We start from the raw sequence: 16136 nt of genomic DNA, 5'->3' as shown, positions 1-16136 counted from the left end.
GACCATTTGAGGAGGAGCGAGGATGCGGACCTACACGCTGCACGTTCCCGAGGGCTCGGTTCGGGGTGACCCGCGGGCGCTGGAACAGGCGCATCTCGTGCGCGACGGCTTCTCGTGGAGCGCCTTCGCCTTCACGGTGCTGTGGTTCCTGCGCCACCGCCTCTGGCTCGCCGCGCTCCTCGTGCTGGTGGGGCTCGTCGGGCTTGCGCTGGCGGGGCGGGCGCTCGGCCTCTCGCCCTTCGCCGCGCTGGTCGTCACATTGCTGGTGAGCCTGCTGATCGGCATGGAAGCGTCGAGCCTGCGCCGCTGGACCTATGGCCGCCGGGGCAAGCCCGCTCAGGACGCGGTGATGGCCGGCTCGCAGGAGGAGGCTGAACTGAAGGCCGCCGCCCGCTGGCTCGATGCCGCGCCGGTTCCCGGCGCCGCCACGACGGGTTTCGCTACGACGGCCGTGAGTCGCCCGACGCCTCGTCGCGGCGATGATGCGGTGATCGGCCTTTTCCCCGCGAGCGAGGGTGGACGGTGAGCGAGCAGACCGTCGCGATCATCGATTACGGATCGGGCAATCTCCACTCGGCGGCCAAGGCCTTCGAGCGCGCGGCGCGCGAGGCCGGGCTCGACGGCACCCGCATCGTCGTCACCGACGTGCCGGAAGCCGTGGCCGGTGCCGACCGGGTGGTGCTGCCCGGCGTCGGCGCCTATGCCGATTGCCGCCGCGGCCTCGATGCGGTGCCCGGCATGGTCGAGGCCATGACCGAGGCCGTCCGGGCGCAGGGCAAGCCGTTCCTCGGCATCTGTGTCGGCATGCAGCTCATGGCGAGCCGCGGCCTCGAATACGAGGAGACCGCGGGCCTGAACTGGATTCCCGGCGACGTCGCTCCGATCGAGCCGGCCGACCCGGCATTGAAGATCCCGCATATGGGCTGGAACACCCTGCATCTCGACCGCGAGCACGCCCTGCTGCGCGACATCGCGATCGGGGAGGGCGGGCTCCACGCCTACTTCGTCCACAGCTTCGCGCTGAAGGCCTCTGAGCCGGCTGATGTGGTCGCCCATGCCGAGTATGGCGGCCGGGTCACAGCGATGATCGCGCGCGACAACATGGCCGGCACCCAGTTCCACCCCGAGAAGAGCCAGCACCTCGGTCTCGCGCTGCTCGGCAACTTCCTGCGCTGGCGCCCCTGAGGGCCGCCTTTGTCCGACACATCGTATTCGCGAGTTGACGCGTGATCCTGTATCCGGCCATCGACCTCAAGGAAGGGCGCTGCGTCCGCCTCGTTCAAGGCGACATGGCCCAGGCCAAGGTCTTCAACGACGATCCCGCCGCGCAAGGGGCGGCCTTCGAGTCGCAGGGGTTCTCCTGGCTCCATGTGGTCGATCTCGACGGTGCCTTCGCCGGCGAGCCCCGCAACGCCGCGGCGGTCGATGCGATCCTGGCGCGGGTGCGCCTGCCGGTGCAGCTCGGCGGCGGCGTGCGCGAGATGCGCACCCTCGAAGGTTGGCTGGAAAAGGGCGTGAGCCGCGTCATCATCGGCACGTCGGCCGTGCGCGATCCCGCCTTCGTGCGTGAGGCGGCCCGCCTCCATCCGGGGCGCATCGCCGTCGGCATCGACGCCAAGGACGGGCGCGTGGCGGTGGAGGGCTGGGCTCAGACCTCCAGCATGACCGCTGAAGAGCTCGGGCGCCGCTTCGAGGATGCGGGGGTGGCCGCCATCATTTACACCGACATCGCCCGCGACGGCATCCTCAAGGGCCTCAACATCGAGATGACTCTGGCGCTGGCCTCGGCCGTCAGCATCCCGGTGATCGCCTCGGGCGGCTTGGCCTCGATCGCCGATGTCGAGCGGCTGCTGGAGCCGGACTGCGCCGTGCTGGCCGGCGCCATCACCGGCCGCGCCCTCTACGACGGCCGCATCGATCCGAAGGAAGCGCTCGCCGCCATCGCCCGTGCCAAGGGCCGTGACGCGGGGAGCGCCGCGTGATCGCGACCCTCCGACCGCCGGCCCCGACAGCCTGAAGGCATTCACGCGTGCTCAAGACCCGCATCATCCCCTGCCTCGACGTGAAGGACGGGCGCGTCGTGAAGGGCGTGCAGTTCCTCGAGTTGCGCGATGCCGGTGATCCGGTCGAATCGGCCAAGGCCTACGATGCGGCCGGTGCCGACGAACTCTGCTTCCTCGACATTACCGCGAGCCACGAGGCGCGTGGCACCCTGCTCGACGTGGTGAGCCGCACGGCGGAAGCCTGCTTCATGCCGCTCACCGTCGGCGGCGGGGTGCGGAATGTGGCCGATGTGCGCACGCTCCTGCTCGCGGGCGCCGACAAGGTCGGCATCAACACCGCCGCCGTGAAGAACCCCGACTTCGTCGCCGAGGCGGCGGAGAAGTTTGGCGACCAGTGCATCGTCGTGGCGATCGACGCCAAGCGGGTCTCCGGTCCCGACGAGGCCGCGCGCTGGGAGATCTTCACCCATGGGGGGCGCAACCCGACCGGGATCGACGCGGTCGAATTCGCCCGCACGGTCTCCGAGCGGGGCGCGGGCGAACTCCTCGTCACCTCCATGGACAAGGACGGCACCCGCTCCGGTTACGACCTCGCGCTCACCCGCGCCATCGCCGATGCGGTGCGGGTGCCGGTGATCGCCTCCGGTGGCGTCGGCGGGCTCGACGACCTCGTGGCGGGCGTCCGTGACGGCGGCGCGAGCGCGGTGCTGGCCGCCTCGATCTTCCATTTCGGCCACCACACGGTCGGCGAGGCCAAGGCCCATATGGCCGCCGCCGGACTTGCGATGCGACTCGATCCGTAACGGGTATCCGGTGGGCGGATGCCCGCGCCCCTTGACCGGGGGCCCGAGCCTGCGCAGGGTTTAAAGTGCCGGTATCCGATCAGGCGATGCCGCATGATACGGTTTCCGCTTGCGCGCCTTATGACGAAGTTCAGCCTCGACGACCTCGCCGCCCTCGTGGACAGCCGCGCCGGCACGCCCCCCGAGACTTCCTACACCGCAAAGCTGCTCTCCGAGGGGCCGGCCAAGGCTGCCAAGAAACTCGGCGAGGAGGCGGTCGAGGCCGTCATCGCCGCAGTGCAGGGCGACCCCAAGGCGCTCGTCTCGGAGGCGGCGGACGTGCTCTACCATCTCGTCGTCACGCTCAAGGCGGCGGGCGTGCCGCTCGACGACGTGATGGCGGAGCTGGGCCGGCGCACCGCCCAGAGCGGGCTCGCCGAGAAGGCGGCGCGGAGGCACACGTGATCGGCGCCCCGATCCCGTCGGCGGGGATCGAGCCGGAGGAGCGCCAGAATCCGGTGACCGGCCAAGGGCCGGGCCGCCTCTCGCCCTATCGGATCTTTTCGCGGGACGAATGGGCGCAGCTACGTGCCGATGCCCCGTTGACGCTGAGCGCCGAGGATATCGGCCGCCTGCAATCGCTCAACGACCCGATCTCGATCGAGGAGGTCGTGGCGATCTACCTGCCGCTCTCCCGCCTGCTCTCGCTCTACGTTGCGGCAACCCAGGGGCTGTTCAAGGCGACGCAGCGCTTCCTGCTCGCCGACCACGACACCAAAGTGCCCTACATCATCGGCTTGGCCGGCTCGGTAGCGGTCGGCAAATCGACCACGGCGCGGGTGCTGAAGGCGCTGCTCGCCCGCTGGCCCAACACGCCGAAGGTCGATCTCATCACGACCGACGGCTTCCTCCACCCCAACGCCGAATTGCAGCGTATGGGCGCGATGGAGCGGAAGGGTTTTCCCGAGAGCTACGACAGCGCGGCCCTGCTGCGCTTCCTCGCCGACATCAAGGCCGGGCATAGGCGCGTCGCCGCCCCGGTCTATTCCCACCTCGTCTACGACGTGGTGCCGGGCGAGGAGCAGGTGATTGAATCGCCTGATATCCTCATTGTCGAGGGCCTGAACGTCCTCCAGCCGGCGCGCCTGCCGCGGGACGGCACCGCGATCCCCTTCGTCTCCGACTTCTTCGACTTCTCGATCTATCTCGACGGGCACGAGGACGACCTGCACCGCTGGTACGTCAACCGCTTCCTGCGCCTGCGCCAGACCGCCTTCCGCGATCCGCTCTCCTATTTCCGCAAATACGCCGAGGTCACCGAGACCGAGGCGTTGGAGATCGCCGACCGGCTGTGGACGACGATCAACCTGCCGAATCTGCGCGACAACATCCTGCCCACACGCCAGCGGGCCGGTCTGATCCTGGCCAAGGGGCCGAGCCATCGCATCGAGAGCGTGGCGCTCCGACGGCTGTGATGAGCTCGGAAGGATCGGAGGTGAGGCTCGATCCACTCGATCGTCTGCTGACCGCATCGTGGACGGCACCATTCGCGTTGGCGATCGATCGATGAAGGCCCGGAATGCGAATGGCCCCCGCTCATCGAGCGAGGGCCGCAGCGTAGCTTTTAAGTCGAGCCGGGTTCCGTTCAGGCGGCGCGCACAGTGGCGAGGAAGTTCCCGACCTCGGCGTTGAGGTGCTCGGACTGGCGCGACAGCTCGGAGGCCGAGGCCAGCACCTGCGCGGCGGCTGCACCCGTCTCCTCGGCCGCACCGGCCACGCCCGCGATATTCGTCGTCACTTCGCTCGTCCCGGCGGACGCCTGAGCAACGTTGCGCACGATCTCCTGGGTCGCCGCGCCCTGCTCCTCCACCGCCGTCGCGATCGAGGCCGCGACGCCCGCGATTTCGCGGATGCGCGTGCCGATCCCGCCGATCGCGCCGACCGCCTGATCCGTCGATCCCTGGATCTGGCCGATCTGCCGCCCGATCTCCTCGGTGGCGCGCGCGGTCTGGTTGGCGAGTTCCTTGACCTCGGCAGCCACGACCGCGAAGCCTCGCCCCGCCTCGCCGGCACGGGCCGCTTCGATCGTGGCGTTGAGCGCCAAGAGGTTCGTCTGCCCCGCGATCTGCGAGATCAGGGCCACCACGTCGCCGATGCGGCTGGCCGATTGCGCCAGCTCCTGCACGAGGCCCGCCGTGGAATTGGCCTCCGCCACCGCCATTTGGGCGAGGTCGGCCGAGCCGGAAACCTGCCGGCTGATCTCGGCCACCGAAGAGCCGAGTTCTTCGGCGGCTGCCGCCACGGTGTTGACGTTGGCCGCAGCCTGCTCGGCGGCCGCCGCCACGCTGGTGGATTGGGTGGCGGTCTGTCCGGCGGTGGAACTCATGCTCTGGGCCGTGGCCTGCAACTCGCTGGCGGCCGAGGACACCATGCCGACGATGCCGCCGACCGCGGCCTCGAAGCCATCGGCCATCTGCCGCATGCCGGCCTTGCGCTGCTCTTCAGCCGAGGCACGCGCGAGCGCCGTCTCCTCTTCGAGCTGGCGGGTCCGAACGAGATTGTCGCGGAACACCTGCACGGCGCCGGCCATCGCACCGATCTCGTCCTGGCGGCTGGCATAGGGAATCTCCGAGGCTGCGTCCCCGCCGGCCAAGCGCCGCATCGCCGCGGTCATCCGCTCGATCGGACGTGAGACGCCCAGGAAGCAGAAGGTCATCGCGCTCAGGGCGATCAGGACGGCAAGGCCGAGGATGAGCAGCGTGCTCCGCATCGCCGAAGCCTGTTCCGACCGAACGGCGGCGTCGGCCTTCTTGCCATTCGCAATATTGATATCGACAAGCTTGCGTGCTGCGGCCGAGACGGCAAGGTAGTTGGCGTACATCGAGCCGCGGAAGAACGCGATGGCCTCGTCGTAGCGCTCATTCGGGAAAGCCCGAAGGCGTTCGCCATCGGCTCTCAGCAGATCAAGCTTCGCCTTCAACTCGTCATACGTCTGCTGCTCGTCCGCGCTCGCGACGAGCGATTGGTATGCCGCAACCCTTTGGTCGCGTTCTGTTGCGAACTCGACAATTCTGGCTCTGCTCTGCTCCCTCGACGCCTCGTTCTCCGGCGTCATGTAGCGAGCCTGCCAAAGTCGCGTGCGCAGAATGAGCGCGTTGATTGCATGTGCTTCGTTGATGGAGGGAATAGTATTCTCGAGAATATCATTCGTGACAGTAGAGATGCTGTTGATCTTCCAATAGGCGGCAGCACCCTGCAGGATCGACACGACGAGCATCGCTGCAAAGAGGCATCCCAGAGATGCTCGAACGCTGAGTGAAATTTTTGGCATGGGTAACCCCGGGTGTGGCGGGCATTCTATTGCCTCAAGAATCAGTACACGGAGTTAAAGGGTTTTCGCAGTTTATGTCGTATCAACGCCGCTTTGAGTGGAAAAAATTAAGACGATGAAGAATTTCATAATTTGTAGAGGTTTGTTGAAATCGGATTTATAATGCTCGTTGTTGGCGCTGTATCCAACCTGATTGGATCAGGCTGGCGTAGACAGGCGCTTGATTGGCGGAGCCTTCTTTCGACGAACCGGTCACCACTTCGTCGGACAGCGTTTTCGATGTCTCTGTCAGAGTAGAAGTAAAAGTAGAAGGATGTGCACCCCGGCCGCTGTCGCCGGCCGCTGTCGCCGATCCGCGATGGACGCTGCGGACTCCAAGGTCGAGCCCTCGCGCGTTCCTTGGGGACAAGTCCGGGGATAACCGCCCAAATGGCTCAGCTTGCCCGCAAATTGCCCCGCAATGCCTTGGGGATGCCACAACCTCGGCCGTGTTTGCGCCACATCCGGCGGCGTAACTGTTGCCCATACGCCGCTGGCGCCATCACGAAGAGTGAGCGACGACAACGATGCAGGGCCGTTCGATTGGATCGCCGCGGACCACCAAGATTTCTTCCCACGCTCCGCGCAAGAGCGGGCGTCCCACCCCGTCCTCCGACGCCATCACCCTGAATTCCCGGACGGGGCGTGATCACGGCAGCCGCACGGCTCTGGTCCGCTCCATCCTGTCCATGACCCTGCTCGCCGGGGGACTGAGCGCGGTTCTGCTCAATGCCGGCACCGATTTCGGCCGGGCCGAGGCCTCGACCAAGGTGTCCGACCTCGCCATGCCGAAGCCGCGCCTTCAGGCGCTCGCGCCTGAGATGCCGGTATCGAGCGTGTTGGCCGCTTCCGCGAGCTTCCACCCCGTGGGCGATCTCGACACCGAACTCGGCACCAACACGGTCGACCGCGTCTCCTACGACTTCCTTCTCTCGCAGACCTCGACCGGCGACCCGAACGACATCCTCGAATTCGGGCCGATGAAGATCCGCCGCCATCTCGTCCAGACCATCGTGAAGGCGGCTCAGGCGGTGCAGACCGATCCGGTGCTGCTCATGGCGGTGGCCGACAAGGAGTCGAGCTTCATCACCGCGGTCCAGGCCAAGACCTCCTCGGCCACCGGCCTGTTCCAGTTCATCGAGCGCACCTGGCTCGGCGTGATCCGTGATTTCGGACCCCGATACGGATACGAGAAGGAGGCCGGCCTGATCGTCCCGGACGGCAACGACCGCCCGTCGATCCAGGATCAGGCCGAGCGCTCCCGCATCCTCGACCTGCGCCGCGACCCCTACCTCTCCGCCGTCATGGCCGGCGAGATGCTGAAGCGCGACGCCGGACGCATCGCCCTGAAGATCGGCCGCGAGCTGACCCTCGGCGAGGTCTACCTCGCGCACTTCCTCGGGCCGGAGGATGCCGAGAACTTCCTGTCCCAGGTGGTCGACAAGCCGACCGCCGCCGCGGCAACCCTTCTGCCCGGCCCGGCCCGGGCCAACCGGTCGATCTTCTTTGCCGGCACCACCGGCCGGGGCCGCCACCGCAAGCCCGCGAGCCTCTCGGTCGCCCAGGTGCACCAGAAGTTCGAGGCGATGATGAACGCCCGCGGTGACCGCTATCGCGACGTCCGCACCGTGGCCGGCCTTGTCGCGCTCGCCGACGCCGAGACCGTTCAGTAGAGCTGCGGCCGCCCGCCGCGCGGCGGGCCCGCGACGGTGAAAATCCTCCTTCGACGCAACTGAGCGGCGCCCGACCGCTTTGTTGTGGTGTGGTGCGGCCCGGACGCGCAGGGGAGGATCGTTTCGCCTTGAACGACACGTTTCGAGACCGATCGCATCGGGGGCTCGCCGATGATCCGCTTCTGCCGAGCATGAAACTCGATCAGATCGGGCAGGCGCTCGCCTCCTGCTACGACAACCTTGTCGCAGAGGGCATTCCTGACCATCTCGCCGCCCTGGTTCGGCGGGTCGATCACGCCGAACGCGCCGCGCCGGCGAAGGTCGAGCGTCCGGACGCCCGCATCGCCCTCGTGGTCGAGGACGAGCGCGACACCCGCGAACTGGCCGAGAGCGTGCTGGAAGAGACCGAGTTGCGCGTGATCGGCTGCGACAGCGCCGAGCGTGCCTTGAGCGTCCTGCAGGAGAGAGGCGGCGACGTCGCCCTGGTCTTCGCCGATATCCGTCTGGCGGGGGCGATGGATGGACTTCAGCTTGCCCGAGCCATCGCCACCCTCTGGCCGCGCACCCGGCTGGTCGTGACCTCCGGCGTCGAACCGGAGCACGGGACGTCCTTGCCGGAAGGGGCGGTGTTCATCCCGAAGCCGTGGCGCGCCTTCGACGTGCTGGTCGAGGCCGAGCGGGCCGCCCGCGATCCCTCGCCCCCGGTCAGCTGACCGCAGAAAGCGACTATCGAAGCGCTGTGCCGGGTGATCGTCAGGCCGCGACCGCGTCGCGCCGACGACGCAGGAAGAACAGGGGTGCCCCGATCAGGCGGACGACGCCCGCGCCCATCCCGGCATAGACGAGTTCCTGGTCGCTCCGCTCCTGATGCGGGGTATCATCCAAGATGATCCTGCCAGCACGAGAACGCCAAGATTGGTCCGCCGATCGCGCAAAGAACCGTAAGTCACTTCAGTCCGCCGTGAAGCCAACGCGCCATACCTTCGGCCTCTTTCAAGTTTCGAGGTGGTCAGGCGAGGCGGGGCGGGTCAAGAAATCAAACGAAGCGCGGGTTGAGTGGGTTTGGGGCGGCTTTGCTGTGCGAAGTTAGGGTAATCATCCAGCTCTATTGATGGACGCTCTCGGGCAATGCCGCAGCTTTGCCGGCAAGCACCGGGCCAGAGGCTTTCCCGAATCAGTCACCCGAGCGATCTCCTCGCGGCGCGCCTGACGCGGCGACGGCCCGCGTTGAAGACGATGGGTCGCCAAGCGTCCTCGCAAGCGCCCGTGGCTCTCGGATGACGGCCCGAGGCGGGTCGCGCGTCACGTCGGGCCGTCGCCGATTCGGGAGTAACCACATCGCTATGGCCAAGCTGATTTGAGCCGCCGGACGGCCGAGTCGTGGAAAATCCGTAAACAGCAGGGAACCGACCAAGCACAGTCACGCTTGTAATGGCAAAGATTACTGCACAGGTAGGCCCCTGCGATGAAGACCTTGGCATCTGTTCTCGCCGGCGTTGTCGGCGTCTGTGTTCTCACGATGGGCGCTGCAAACGCTGCGCCCTACGACCCGTTCGGCTCGGACGACGATGGTTACCAGGAGCAATCGTCGCGAGGCGGCTGGCCAGTCTACGACCCCTATGCCACGCAGCGCGGCTCCAGCGCGCGAGGCTATAGCCAGGGTTACGGAGAGGACGAGGCCGCTCAAGCGCAGGTGGCGCGTATTCCCCGCGAAATCGTGGAGTACAACAGCCGCTACGCGCCGGGAACGATCGTCGTCTCCACGGCCGAGCGTCGTCTCTACTACGTGATGCCGGGTGGCCAGGCCGTTCGCTACGGTGTGGGCGTCGGGCGTCCGGGCTTCACCTGGAGCGGCGTGAACAAGATCACCGCCAAGCGCGAATGGCCGGGCTGGACGCCTCCGGCGGCGATGATCGCCCGTCGTCCCGACCTGCCGCGCTATATGGCCGGCGGTATCGAGAACCCGCTTGGCGCTCGGGCAATGTATATCGGCAAGTCGGAATACCGGATCCACGGCTCGAACGAGCCGGACACGATTGGGCAGGCGGTCTCTTCGGGCTGCATCCGCATGACCAACGAGGACGTCACCGACCTCTATTCCCGCGTGAAGGTTGGGGCCACCGTCATCGTCAACTGACGCGCCGGATCATCGAAACCTTCGAGAAGAGCCGCGCCGGTCATCCCGGCGCGGCTCTTCTCGTATCGGCTCGGTGTCCGGGCATCGCGGCCCGCCGACCGTCGTCGTGCGAGAAGGCGTTTACGGTGCGACGCGTCCGACGGCCGTACGCGGACCGTTCAGGAACGACACCGGCAGATCGCAGAAGCAGCGGGCGCCCAGCGGGCGCGGGCCGGGCAGAGGGCAGGAGAACGGCTGCAGGCCGCTGATGCCCGATTGCACCGCATCGCAATTGAGGCCCATGGCTCGGCGCGGCGGCGGGCCACCCCAATCGCGATCGCGATAGGCGCGCGCGCGGGGCGGAGGCGCATCGTAGCCGTCGTCGTAATATTGTGCCTGGGCGGGCGCGAGGCTTCCGGCCACGACGGCGATCAGGGCCGCGAGACCGAGAGTACGAACGGGACGCATCGTGTCCAAAACCTCCGCTGGGCCGCCTCACACGGAGCCGGCGAGGCGGGGAGCTTTGCGGTGCCCCGGCGGCGGAAAAGAGGCGGAGCGGGAGACCGCTTTTCTGGATGAAACCAGAGGGGTAAGTCCCGAAACGAGGACGGCCCACTCCGTTCGGAGCGGGCCGTCGGCCTTACGTGCCATCCGAACCGTTGTGCGGAGGGTGCGTCAGGAAGAAGACTTCTGCGCGTCGTTGGCATTCTCGCGGGCCGTCTCGACGCCCTGCTCGTAGGCTTGGCGAGCGTCGGCGGCACCCTGCTGCATGACGCTCTTGGCGTTCTCGGCGCTCTGCTGAAAGGCGCTCTGTGCGAGGCCACCGAACTCCTTCGCCTGCGCCTGAATCGCCGCGAACTGCGCGCGCACGAACTCCGCCTGGTGCTGCATGGCCTCCTGGACATCGCGCGAGCGCACGAGCTTCTGCGCCAGGTCGAACGCGGCGTTGACGTTCTGCTCAGCGTACTCGAAGCCGCGCGAGGAGATGCTGGTGGCGTTGCTGCGGGCGAGGTCGGTCGAGCCCTGGACGGTGTCCGCGGTGCGGCGGGCTGCGCCGATAAACGAGTCGAACGCCTTGCGGGCTTGCTCAACGCTCTTCTCTGCGAAGTCGCGCATCTCGGTCGGGACTTCGTAATTCGGAGTGTTTGTCACGTCTCTCTCCTCATGTTGGTATCGGGCGCTCGTTGTGCGGCGCACAATGTGCACTGCACAATAGCGCAGGGTAACCTTTTTTCCAGCCCCGGGGGACCAATTGAGGTTACCAGTTGATAAACGTGTGGCGGCAGGCTTCAGTGTCCACGTCTGGCCGCAGTTAAGTTACACAGGGCTCAGGTGTTCATGCCCCGAACGACCGGCGACAGGGCGATGAAGGGGTTCATGACCAGGGTTCGGATGTCGGACCGCGCAGTGCAGGCTTCCTATCCGGGCGACGATGCGGCCATTCGTGACGCGTTGGCGCGCTGGAGAGACGACGCATCGATCGCGCATCTCGTTCGCGAGGGCAGCGCTCTGCTCGTTCTCGACGAGGCAGCCGAACGCATCCTCTACGCCGCCGGTGCGGCGCTCCCGCTGCGGGCAGGCGTCGCCGGTTCGGACGGCACCGTCCTTCCGGCTCTTCGCCTGTCCGAGCAAATCCGCCGCGCCGGTGCCCTGGGCACGCGGCCCCGCATGATCCGCTTGCGCTTCGATCCCCGCGGTGTCGCGCCGCCCGTGGTCGCCCTTGCCGCGCGGGTCGAGATCGACGAGGGGCATCCGGTCCTGCTCCTCGCCCCGATCGGATCCTTGCCGGCCTTGCGGCCGTTCGACAGCGGCCCGGCCAAGGCCGATCCGCCCCCTGCGGATACGGGCCCGGATGTCGCGAAGCCCGAGGCCTCGTCGCCAACCCCGGTGCCATCCCCGGCGCCGGACGTGGAAACGGCGGAACTGCCGCTCCGTGTGATCTGGCGCAGTGATGCTGATGGCGTGCTGACCCATGTCTCGCGCACCCATCCCGACCTCGCCGAAGCCCTGTCCGGCCGCTCCTGGGCGATGCTCGCCGCCGACGGTGTGATCGAGGGCGCGGCGCTGACGGAAGCGCTCGCGGGCCGGCGCACTTTCCGCGCCCTGCCGCTGCTGGTGCGCGGACGTGCCTTCGAGCACGCGCTCGAAGTTTCGGGCGCTCCTGCCGGCCGTTCGACGGACGACTTCTCCGGGTTCGGCGGCTTCGCGATCCTCGGCGAGCGTCACGCCCGTGTGATGGAGAGTGCGGTCGAGGATGAGGAAGACGGACTGGAGAACCTGCAGGAGGAGGCCCCGGTCGATGAGACGGAGGCCGAATCCGGCCTGTCGGTGAACGAGCATGCCGCCTTCCGCGAGGTCGCACGCGTTCTCGGATTGCGGTTTGCCCCCGACGAAGACGAAGACGAGGACGACGCGGCGCCGCCGCCCGCGCGCCCCGAATCCGCGCCGAGCGGCTCGGTGATGCCGTTCCCGATCCCGCAGGGCCGCCTTTCGGAGGCCGAGACGCGCGCGCGGCTCGCACTCACCGAGCTGCTCGAGAGCTTGCCTCTCGGCGTGCTCGTCTACCGCGGCAGCGAGATGCTGTTCGCCAGCCGCACCTTTCTCGATCTCACCGGCTACGCCGATCTGCCGGCCCTGCGTCAGGCGGGCCTCGCGCATCTCTTCCGCGGGCTGCCGCCCAGGGATCGGGAGATCATCGGGCCGGTGCCCTTCGCGCTGCCCGAAGGCGGCACGGTGGCACTCCTCGTCGATCGGGCCGGCCTCGTCTGGGAGGGAGCGCAGGCCGAAATCTGCCTTGCGCGGGCCATGCCCGCTGCCGGCGACATCCAGCTCCCGGCTGTTCCGGCCAATGCCGCGCGGCTGCGGGCGGAGAAGGTGCTGGATAGTCTGGAAGACGGCGTCGTCACCCTCGATGCCGAGGGCCGCGTCGTCGGCCTGAACCCGAGCGCTGCCGAACTCGTCCATGCCCATCCCAAGGAGGTCGTGGGCGGGCGCTTTGCCGACCTGTTCGCGCCCGAGAGCCTGTCGGCGCTGGAAACCGCCGTCACCGATTCCCGCCGCTCGGGGACGAGCGAGGTCCACGGCGTGACCGTGCGCACTGGAGCGGCGGCGTTGCGCCTGCGCATCGCCCGGCTGCTCGGTGAGGATGCACCGGGCTATTGTGCCAGCCTGCGCGAGATCCGCGATGAGGACGTGGCGCCTCCGGCTCCGGTCGCGGAACCCGCGCGGCGGAGCGAGCCGGAGGCGGAGGGTGTCTGGAAGGCCAACGCACTCGCGCGGGTCAGCCGCGAAATCCGCCCCTCGCTCAACGCGATCCTCGGCCTCACCGACATGATGCTCTCCGACCGCTTCGACCGGGCGGATGCGGAGCGTCTGGAGGCCTACTTACGCGAAGTGCGTCTCTCCGGCGGCCGGATCGCCGCCCTGATCGACGACTTGCGCGATCTTGCCGAGATTCAGGCCGGCCGTGGCAAGCTCACCTTCGCCGACCTTGCGCTGAACGAGCTGGTCGCCTCCTGCATCGCCGCGCAGCAGCCTCAGGCGGCGCGCGACCGCATCGTCCTGCGCACCAGCCTCGCCCCCAACCTGCCGGCGATGAAGGCGGACGAGCGTTCGATCCGGCAGGCGGCGCTGACCGTGCTCGGAAACGCGATCCGCGTGACGGAGGCCGGCGGACAGGTGATCGTCTCGACCACGCTCGCCGAGCAGGGTGAGGTCGCCCTGCGTGTGCGTGACACCGGCACCGGCATGACCGAGGACGAGCTGATGAGCGCACTCGAGCCGTTCGGGGCGGATCTCGGCGCTGTTCCGGAGGGGGACGAGAAGGGGTTCGGTCTGACGCTGACCAAGGCGCTCGTGGAGGCCAATCGCGGACGGTTCCGTATCAGCAGCCGCAAGGACGAAGGCACCCTCGTCGAGATGCTGTTTCCGGCCGCCTGACACATGGCGCGCCGGTGGGAACCGCGGCGGCGCCCGCCCAATTCCCATTATACGACAAGCGTTTCCCGGACTTGTTCCGGAAGACCGTCAGTGTGCGCGACGCCTCCAATGAATTACTGTGCAACTCGATTGCGCAAAACTGCCGACCTCGACTTTTTGGTGCTTGCCGGGTGTATTCATGTGCGCTTAAGAGTTCTGAGGAAGCCCCGGCTGCGCGGACCTTCGCGATACGATCGGGCACCGGCAGGGAAGAAACCAAATGAGCGAGAAGGTCATCGACGTTCAAGATGCCTGGCGGGACCGGGCTCTGATCGACGAAGCCAAGTACAAGGAGATGTACGAGGCCTCCGTTTCTGATCCTGAGACGTTCTGGGGCGAGCATGGCAAGCGGATCGACTGGTCGACGCCGTTCAGCAAAGTCAAGAATACGAGCTTTGCACCGGGTGACGTATCGATCAGATGGTTCGAGGACGGCAAGACCAACGTCGCGCTAAACTGCATTGACCGCCATCTCGCGACCCGCGGCGACCAGACCGCGATCATCTGGGAGGGCGACGACCCCAACGAGTCGAAGCACATCACCTACCGGCAGTTGCACGCCGAAGTGTGCCGGATGGCCAACGTTTTGCGCAATCGCGGCGTCGGCAAGGGTGACCGCGTCACGCTTTACCTTCCGATGATCCCCGAGGCTGCCTACGCGATGCTGGCCTGCGCGCGTCTCGGCGCCATCCACGCCATCGTCTTCGGTGGCTTCTCGCCCGACTCGCTGGCGAGCCGGATCAAGGGCTGTGGCTCGAAACTCGTCATCACGGCCGACGAGGGCCTGCGCGGCGGGCGCAAGGTGCCGCTCAAGGCCAACGTGGACGAGGCGATCAAGCGCCTCGACAAGGATCTCGTGGACCACGTGATCGTGGTCAAGCGAACCGGCGGCAACGTGGCGATGGAGCCGGGCCGCGACGTCTATTACCACGAGGCCGCCGAACAGGTGACCGACGAATGCCCGGCGGAGGCCGTCGAGGCCGAGCACCCGCTCTTCATCCTCTACACGTCGGGCTCGACCGGCCAGCCGAAGGGCGTGGTGCACACCACCGGCGGCTACCTCGTCTACGCTTCGATGACCCACCAATACGTCTTCGATTACCACGAAGGCGACGTCTACTGGTGCACGGCCGATGTGGGCTGGGTCACCGGGCACAGCTACATCGTCTACGGTCCGCTCGCGAACGGCGCGACCACGCTGATGTTCGAGGGCATCCCCACCTATCCGTCGAATTCCCGCTTCTGGGAGGTGATCGACAAGCACAAGGTCAACATCTTCTACACCGCGCCGACCGCGATCCGCTCGCTCATGGGCGGCGGTGAGGGCCCGGTGAAGAAGACTTCGCGCCAATCCCTGCGGGTGCTGGGTTCGGTCGGCGAGCCGATCAACCCGGAGGCCTGGGACTGGTACTACCGCGTCGTCGGCGATTCCCGCTGCCCGATCGTCGACACGTGGTGGCAGACCGAGACCGGCGGCATCCTCATCACCCCGCTGCCGGGGGCGACGCGGCTGAAGCCCGGCTCCGCCACGCTTCCGTTCTTCGGCGTGCAGCCGGTGATGGTCGATGCCGAGGGGAAGATCCTGGACGGCGCCTGCGAGGGCAACCTCTGCATCAAGGACAGTTGGCCGGGCCAGATGCGCACGGTCTACGGCGACCACGAGCGCTTCGAGCAGACCTACTTCTCGACCTATAAGGATCTCTACTTCACCGGCGACGGAGCCCGGCGCGACGCGGACGGCTATTACTGGATCACCGGCCGCGTGGACGACGTCATCAACGTCTCCGGACACCGCATGGGTACGGCGGAGGTCGAATCCTCCCTCGTCGCCCATCCGAAGGTCTCGGAAGCGGCGGTCGTCGGCTATCCGCACAACGTGAAGGGCCAGGGCATCTACGCCTACGTCACCCTCAACGAGGGTGAGGAGGGCACGGATGAACTGCGCAAGGAGCTGGTCACCTGGGTCCGCAAGGATATCGGCCCGATCGCCTCGCCCGATCTGCTCCAGTTCGCGCCGGGGCTGCCGAAGACCCGCTCCGGCAAGATCATGCGCCGCATCCTGCGCAAGATCGCCGAGGACGATTTCGGCTCGCTCGGCGACACCTCGACCCTGGCCGAGCCGGCCGTGGTCGATGACCTGATCGAGAACCGCCAGAACCGCTCGGCCTGAGCGGTGCCGACCGCTCCGGCCGTCTCGCGCGGCCGGAGCCGTTT

Annotated in this window: 15 protein-coding genes; 11 read left to right on the top strand and 4 right to left on the bottom strand. The window is 67.3% G+C overall.

The genetic code is table 11. The features are described 5' to 3' along the window. Positions 1 to 22: 22 nt before the first annotated feature. The 6 genes from M2437_RS20655 (at position 23) to coaA (ending at position 4260) form a co-directional block, all read left to right on the top strand. On the top strand, positions 23 to 526 hold the full coding sequence (locus M2437_RS20655) for a DUF2628 domain-containing protein (RefSeq protein WP_253388545.1): 504 nt from the start codon (positions 23 to 25) through the stop codon (positions 524 to 526). Beyond that, positions 523 to 1185, top strand: a complete 663-nt coding sequence (hisH, locus tag M2437_RS20650; RefSeq protein ID WP_015951084.1) for an imidazole glycerol phosphate synthase subunit HisH — start codon at positions 523 to 525, stop codon at positions 1183 to 1185. Before M2437_RS20655 ends, hisH begins: the two co-directional genes overlap by 4 nt. Positions 1186 to 1226: 41 nt before the next feature. Further along, on the top strand, positions 1227 to 1982 hold the full coding sequence (hisA, locus tag M2437_RS20645; RefSeq protein WP_253388544.1) for a 1-(5-phosphoribosyl)-5-[(5-phosphoribosylamino)methylideneamino]imidazole-4-carboxamide isomerase: 756 nt from the start codon (positions 1227 to 1229) through the stop codon (positions 1980 to 1982). A gap of 47 nt (positions 1983 to 2029) precedes the next feature. Then, positions 2030 to 2806 carry an imidazole glycerol phosphate synthase subunit HisF gene (gene hisF / locus M2437_RS20640; protein ID WP_182567268.1) on the top strand — a complete coding sequence of 259 codons (777 nt, stop codon included), beginning with the start codon at positions 2030 to 2032 and terminating at the stop codon, positions 2804 to 2806. A gap of 120 nt (positions 2807 to 2926) precedes the next feature. Next, positions 2927 to 3250, top strand: coding sequence for a phosphoribosyl-ATP diphosphatase (locus M2437_RS20635; RefSeq protein WP_012752879.1), 324 nt, complete (start codon positions 2927 to 2929; stop codon positions 3248 to 3250). Continuing rightward, a complete protein-coding gene (gene coaA / locus M2437_RS20630) occupies positions 3247 to 4260 on the top strand; it encodes a type I pantothenate kinase (RefSeq protein WP_056192762.1) in 1014 nt (337 codons plus the stop codon). Before M2437_RS20635 ends, coaA begins: the two co-directional genes overlap by 4 nt. A gap of 170 nt (positions 4261 to 4430) precedes the next feature. On the opposite strand, the gene M2437_RS20625 is transcribed toward coaA, so the two are convergent. Beyond that, a complete protein-coding gene (locus M2437_RS20625; protein WP_277570375.1) occupies positions 4431 to 6116 on the bottom strand; it encodes a methyl-accepting chemotaxis protein in 1686 nt (561 codons plus the stop codon). 566 nt (positions 6117 to 6682) lie between these two features. Here M2437_RS20625 and M2437_RS20620 point away from each other — a divergent pair. Together M2437_RS20620 and M2437_RS20615 are read left to right on the top strand one after the other, a co-directional pair. Continuing rightward, the gene (locus M2437_RS20620; protein WP_003597369.1) at positions 6683 to 7828 is read left to right on the top strand and encodes a transglycosylase SLT domain-containing protein; all 1146 of its coding nucleotides are present in this window, start codon (positions 6683 to 6685) and stop codon (positions 7826 to 7828) included. 191 nt (positions 7829 to 8019) lie between these two features. Beyond that, positions 8020 to 8541 (top strand): response regulator, encoded by a 522-nt coding sequence (locus tag M2437_RS20615; RefSeq protein ID WP_015822915.1) that lies wholly within the window; start codon positions 8020 to 8022, stop codon positions 8539 to 8541. Between the two features lie 40 nt (positions 8542 to 8581). On the opposite strand, the gene M2437_RS20610 is transcribed toward M2437_RS20615, so the two are convergent. Further along, complete coding sequence (locus tag M2437_RS20610; RefSeq protein WP_277570374.1) at positions 8582 to 8713, bottom strand: hypothetical protein; 132 nt, start codon at positions 8711 to 8713, stop codon at positions 8582 to 8584. A gap of 580 nt (positions 8714 to 9293) precedes the next feature. Here M2437_RS20610 and M2437_RS20605 point away from each other — a divergent pair. Further along, a complete protein-coding gene (locus M2437_RS20605) occupies positions 9294 to 9965 on the top strand; it encodes a L,D-transpeptidase (protein WP_056504606.1) in 672 nt (223 codons plus the stop codon). Positions 9966 to 10085: 120 nt separating this feature from the next. On the opposite strand, the gene M2437_RS20600 is transcribed toward M2437_RS20605, so the two are convergent. Together M2437_RS20600 and M2437_RS20595 are read right to left on the bottom strand one after the other, a co-directional pair. After that, complete coding sequence (locus tag M2437_RS20600) at positions 10086 to 10412, bottom strand: hypothetical protein (protein ID WP_253388542.1); 327 nt, start codon at positions 10410 to 10412, stop codon at positions 10086 to 10088. 207 nt (positions 10413 to 10619) lie between these two features. Further along, positions 10620 to 11096, bottom strand: a complete 477-nt coding sequence (locus tag M2437_RS20595; RefSeq protein ID WP_012253966.1) for a phasin — start codon at positions 11094 to 11096, stop codon at positions 10620 to 10622. A 240-nt stretch (positions 11097 to 11336) separates the two neighbouring features. Here M2437_RS20595 and M2437_RS20590 point away from each other — a divergent pair, with 240 nt between their 5' ends. Then, positions 11337 to 13883 (top strand): sensor histidine kinase, encoded by a 2547-nt coding sequence (locus M2437_RS20590; protein WP_253388541.1) that lies wholly within the window; start codon positions 11337 to 11339, stop codon positions 13881 to 13883. A 259-nt stretch (positions 13884 to 14142) separates the two neighbouring features. Then, the gene (acs, locus tag M2437_RS20585) at positions 14143 to 16092 is read left to right on the top strand and encodes an acetate--CoA ligase (RefSeq protein ID WP_056152618.1); all 1950 of its coding nucleotides are present in this window, start codon (positions 14143 to 14145) and stop codon (positions 16090 to 16092) included. Positions 16093 to 16136 lie beyond the last annotated feature (44 nt).

The organism is Methylorubrum pseudosasae (assembly GCF_029504475.1).
Classification (GTDB): Bacteria; Pseudomonadota; Alphaproteobacteria; order Rhizobiales; family Beijerinckiaceae; genus Methylobacterium; species Methylobacterium extorquens.
This window is presented reverse-complemented; position numbering and strand designations above follow the sequence as displayed.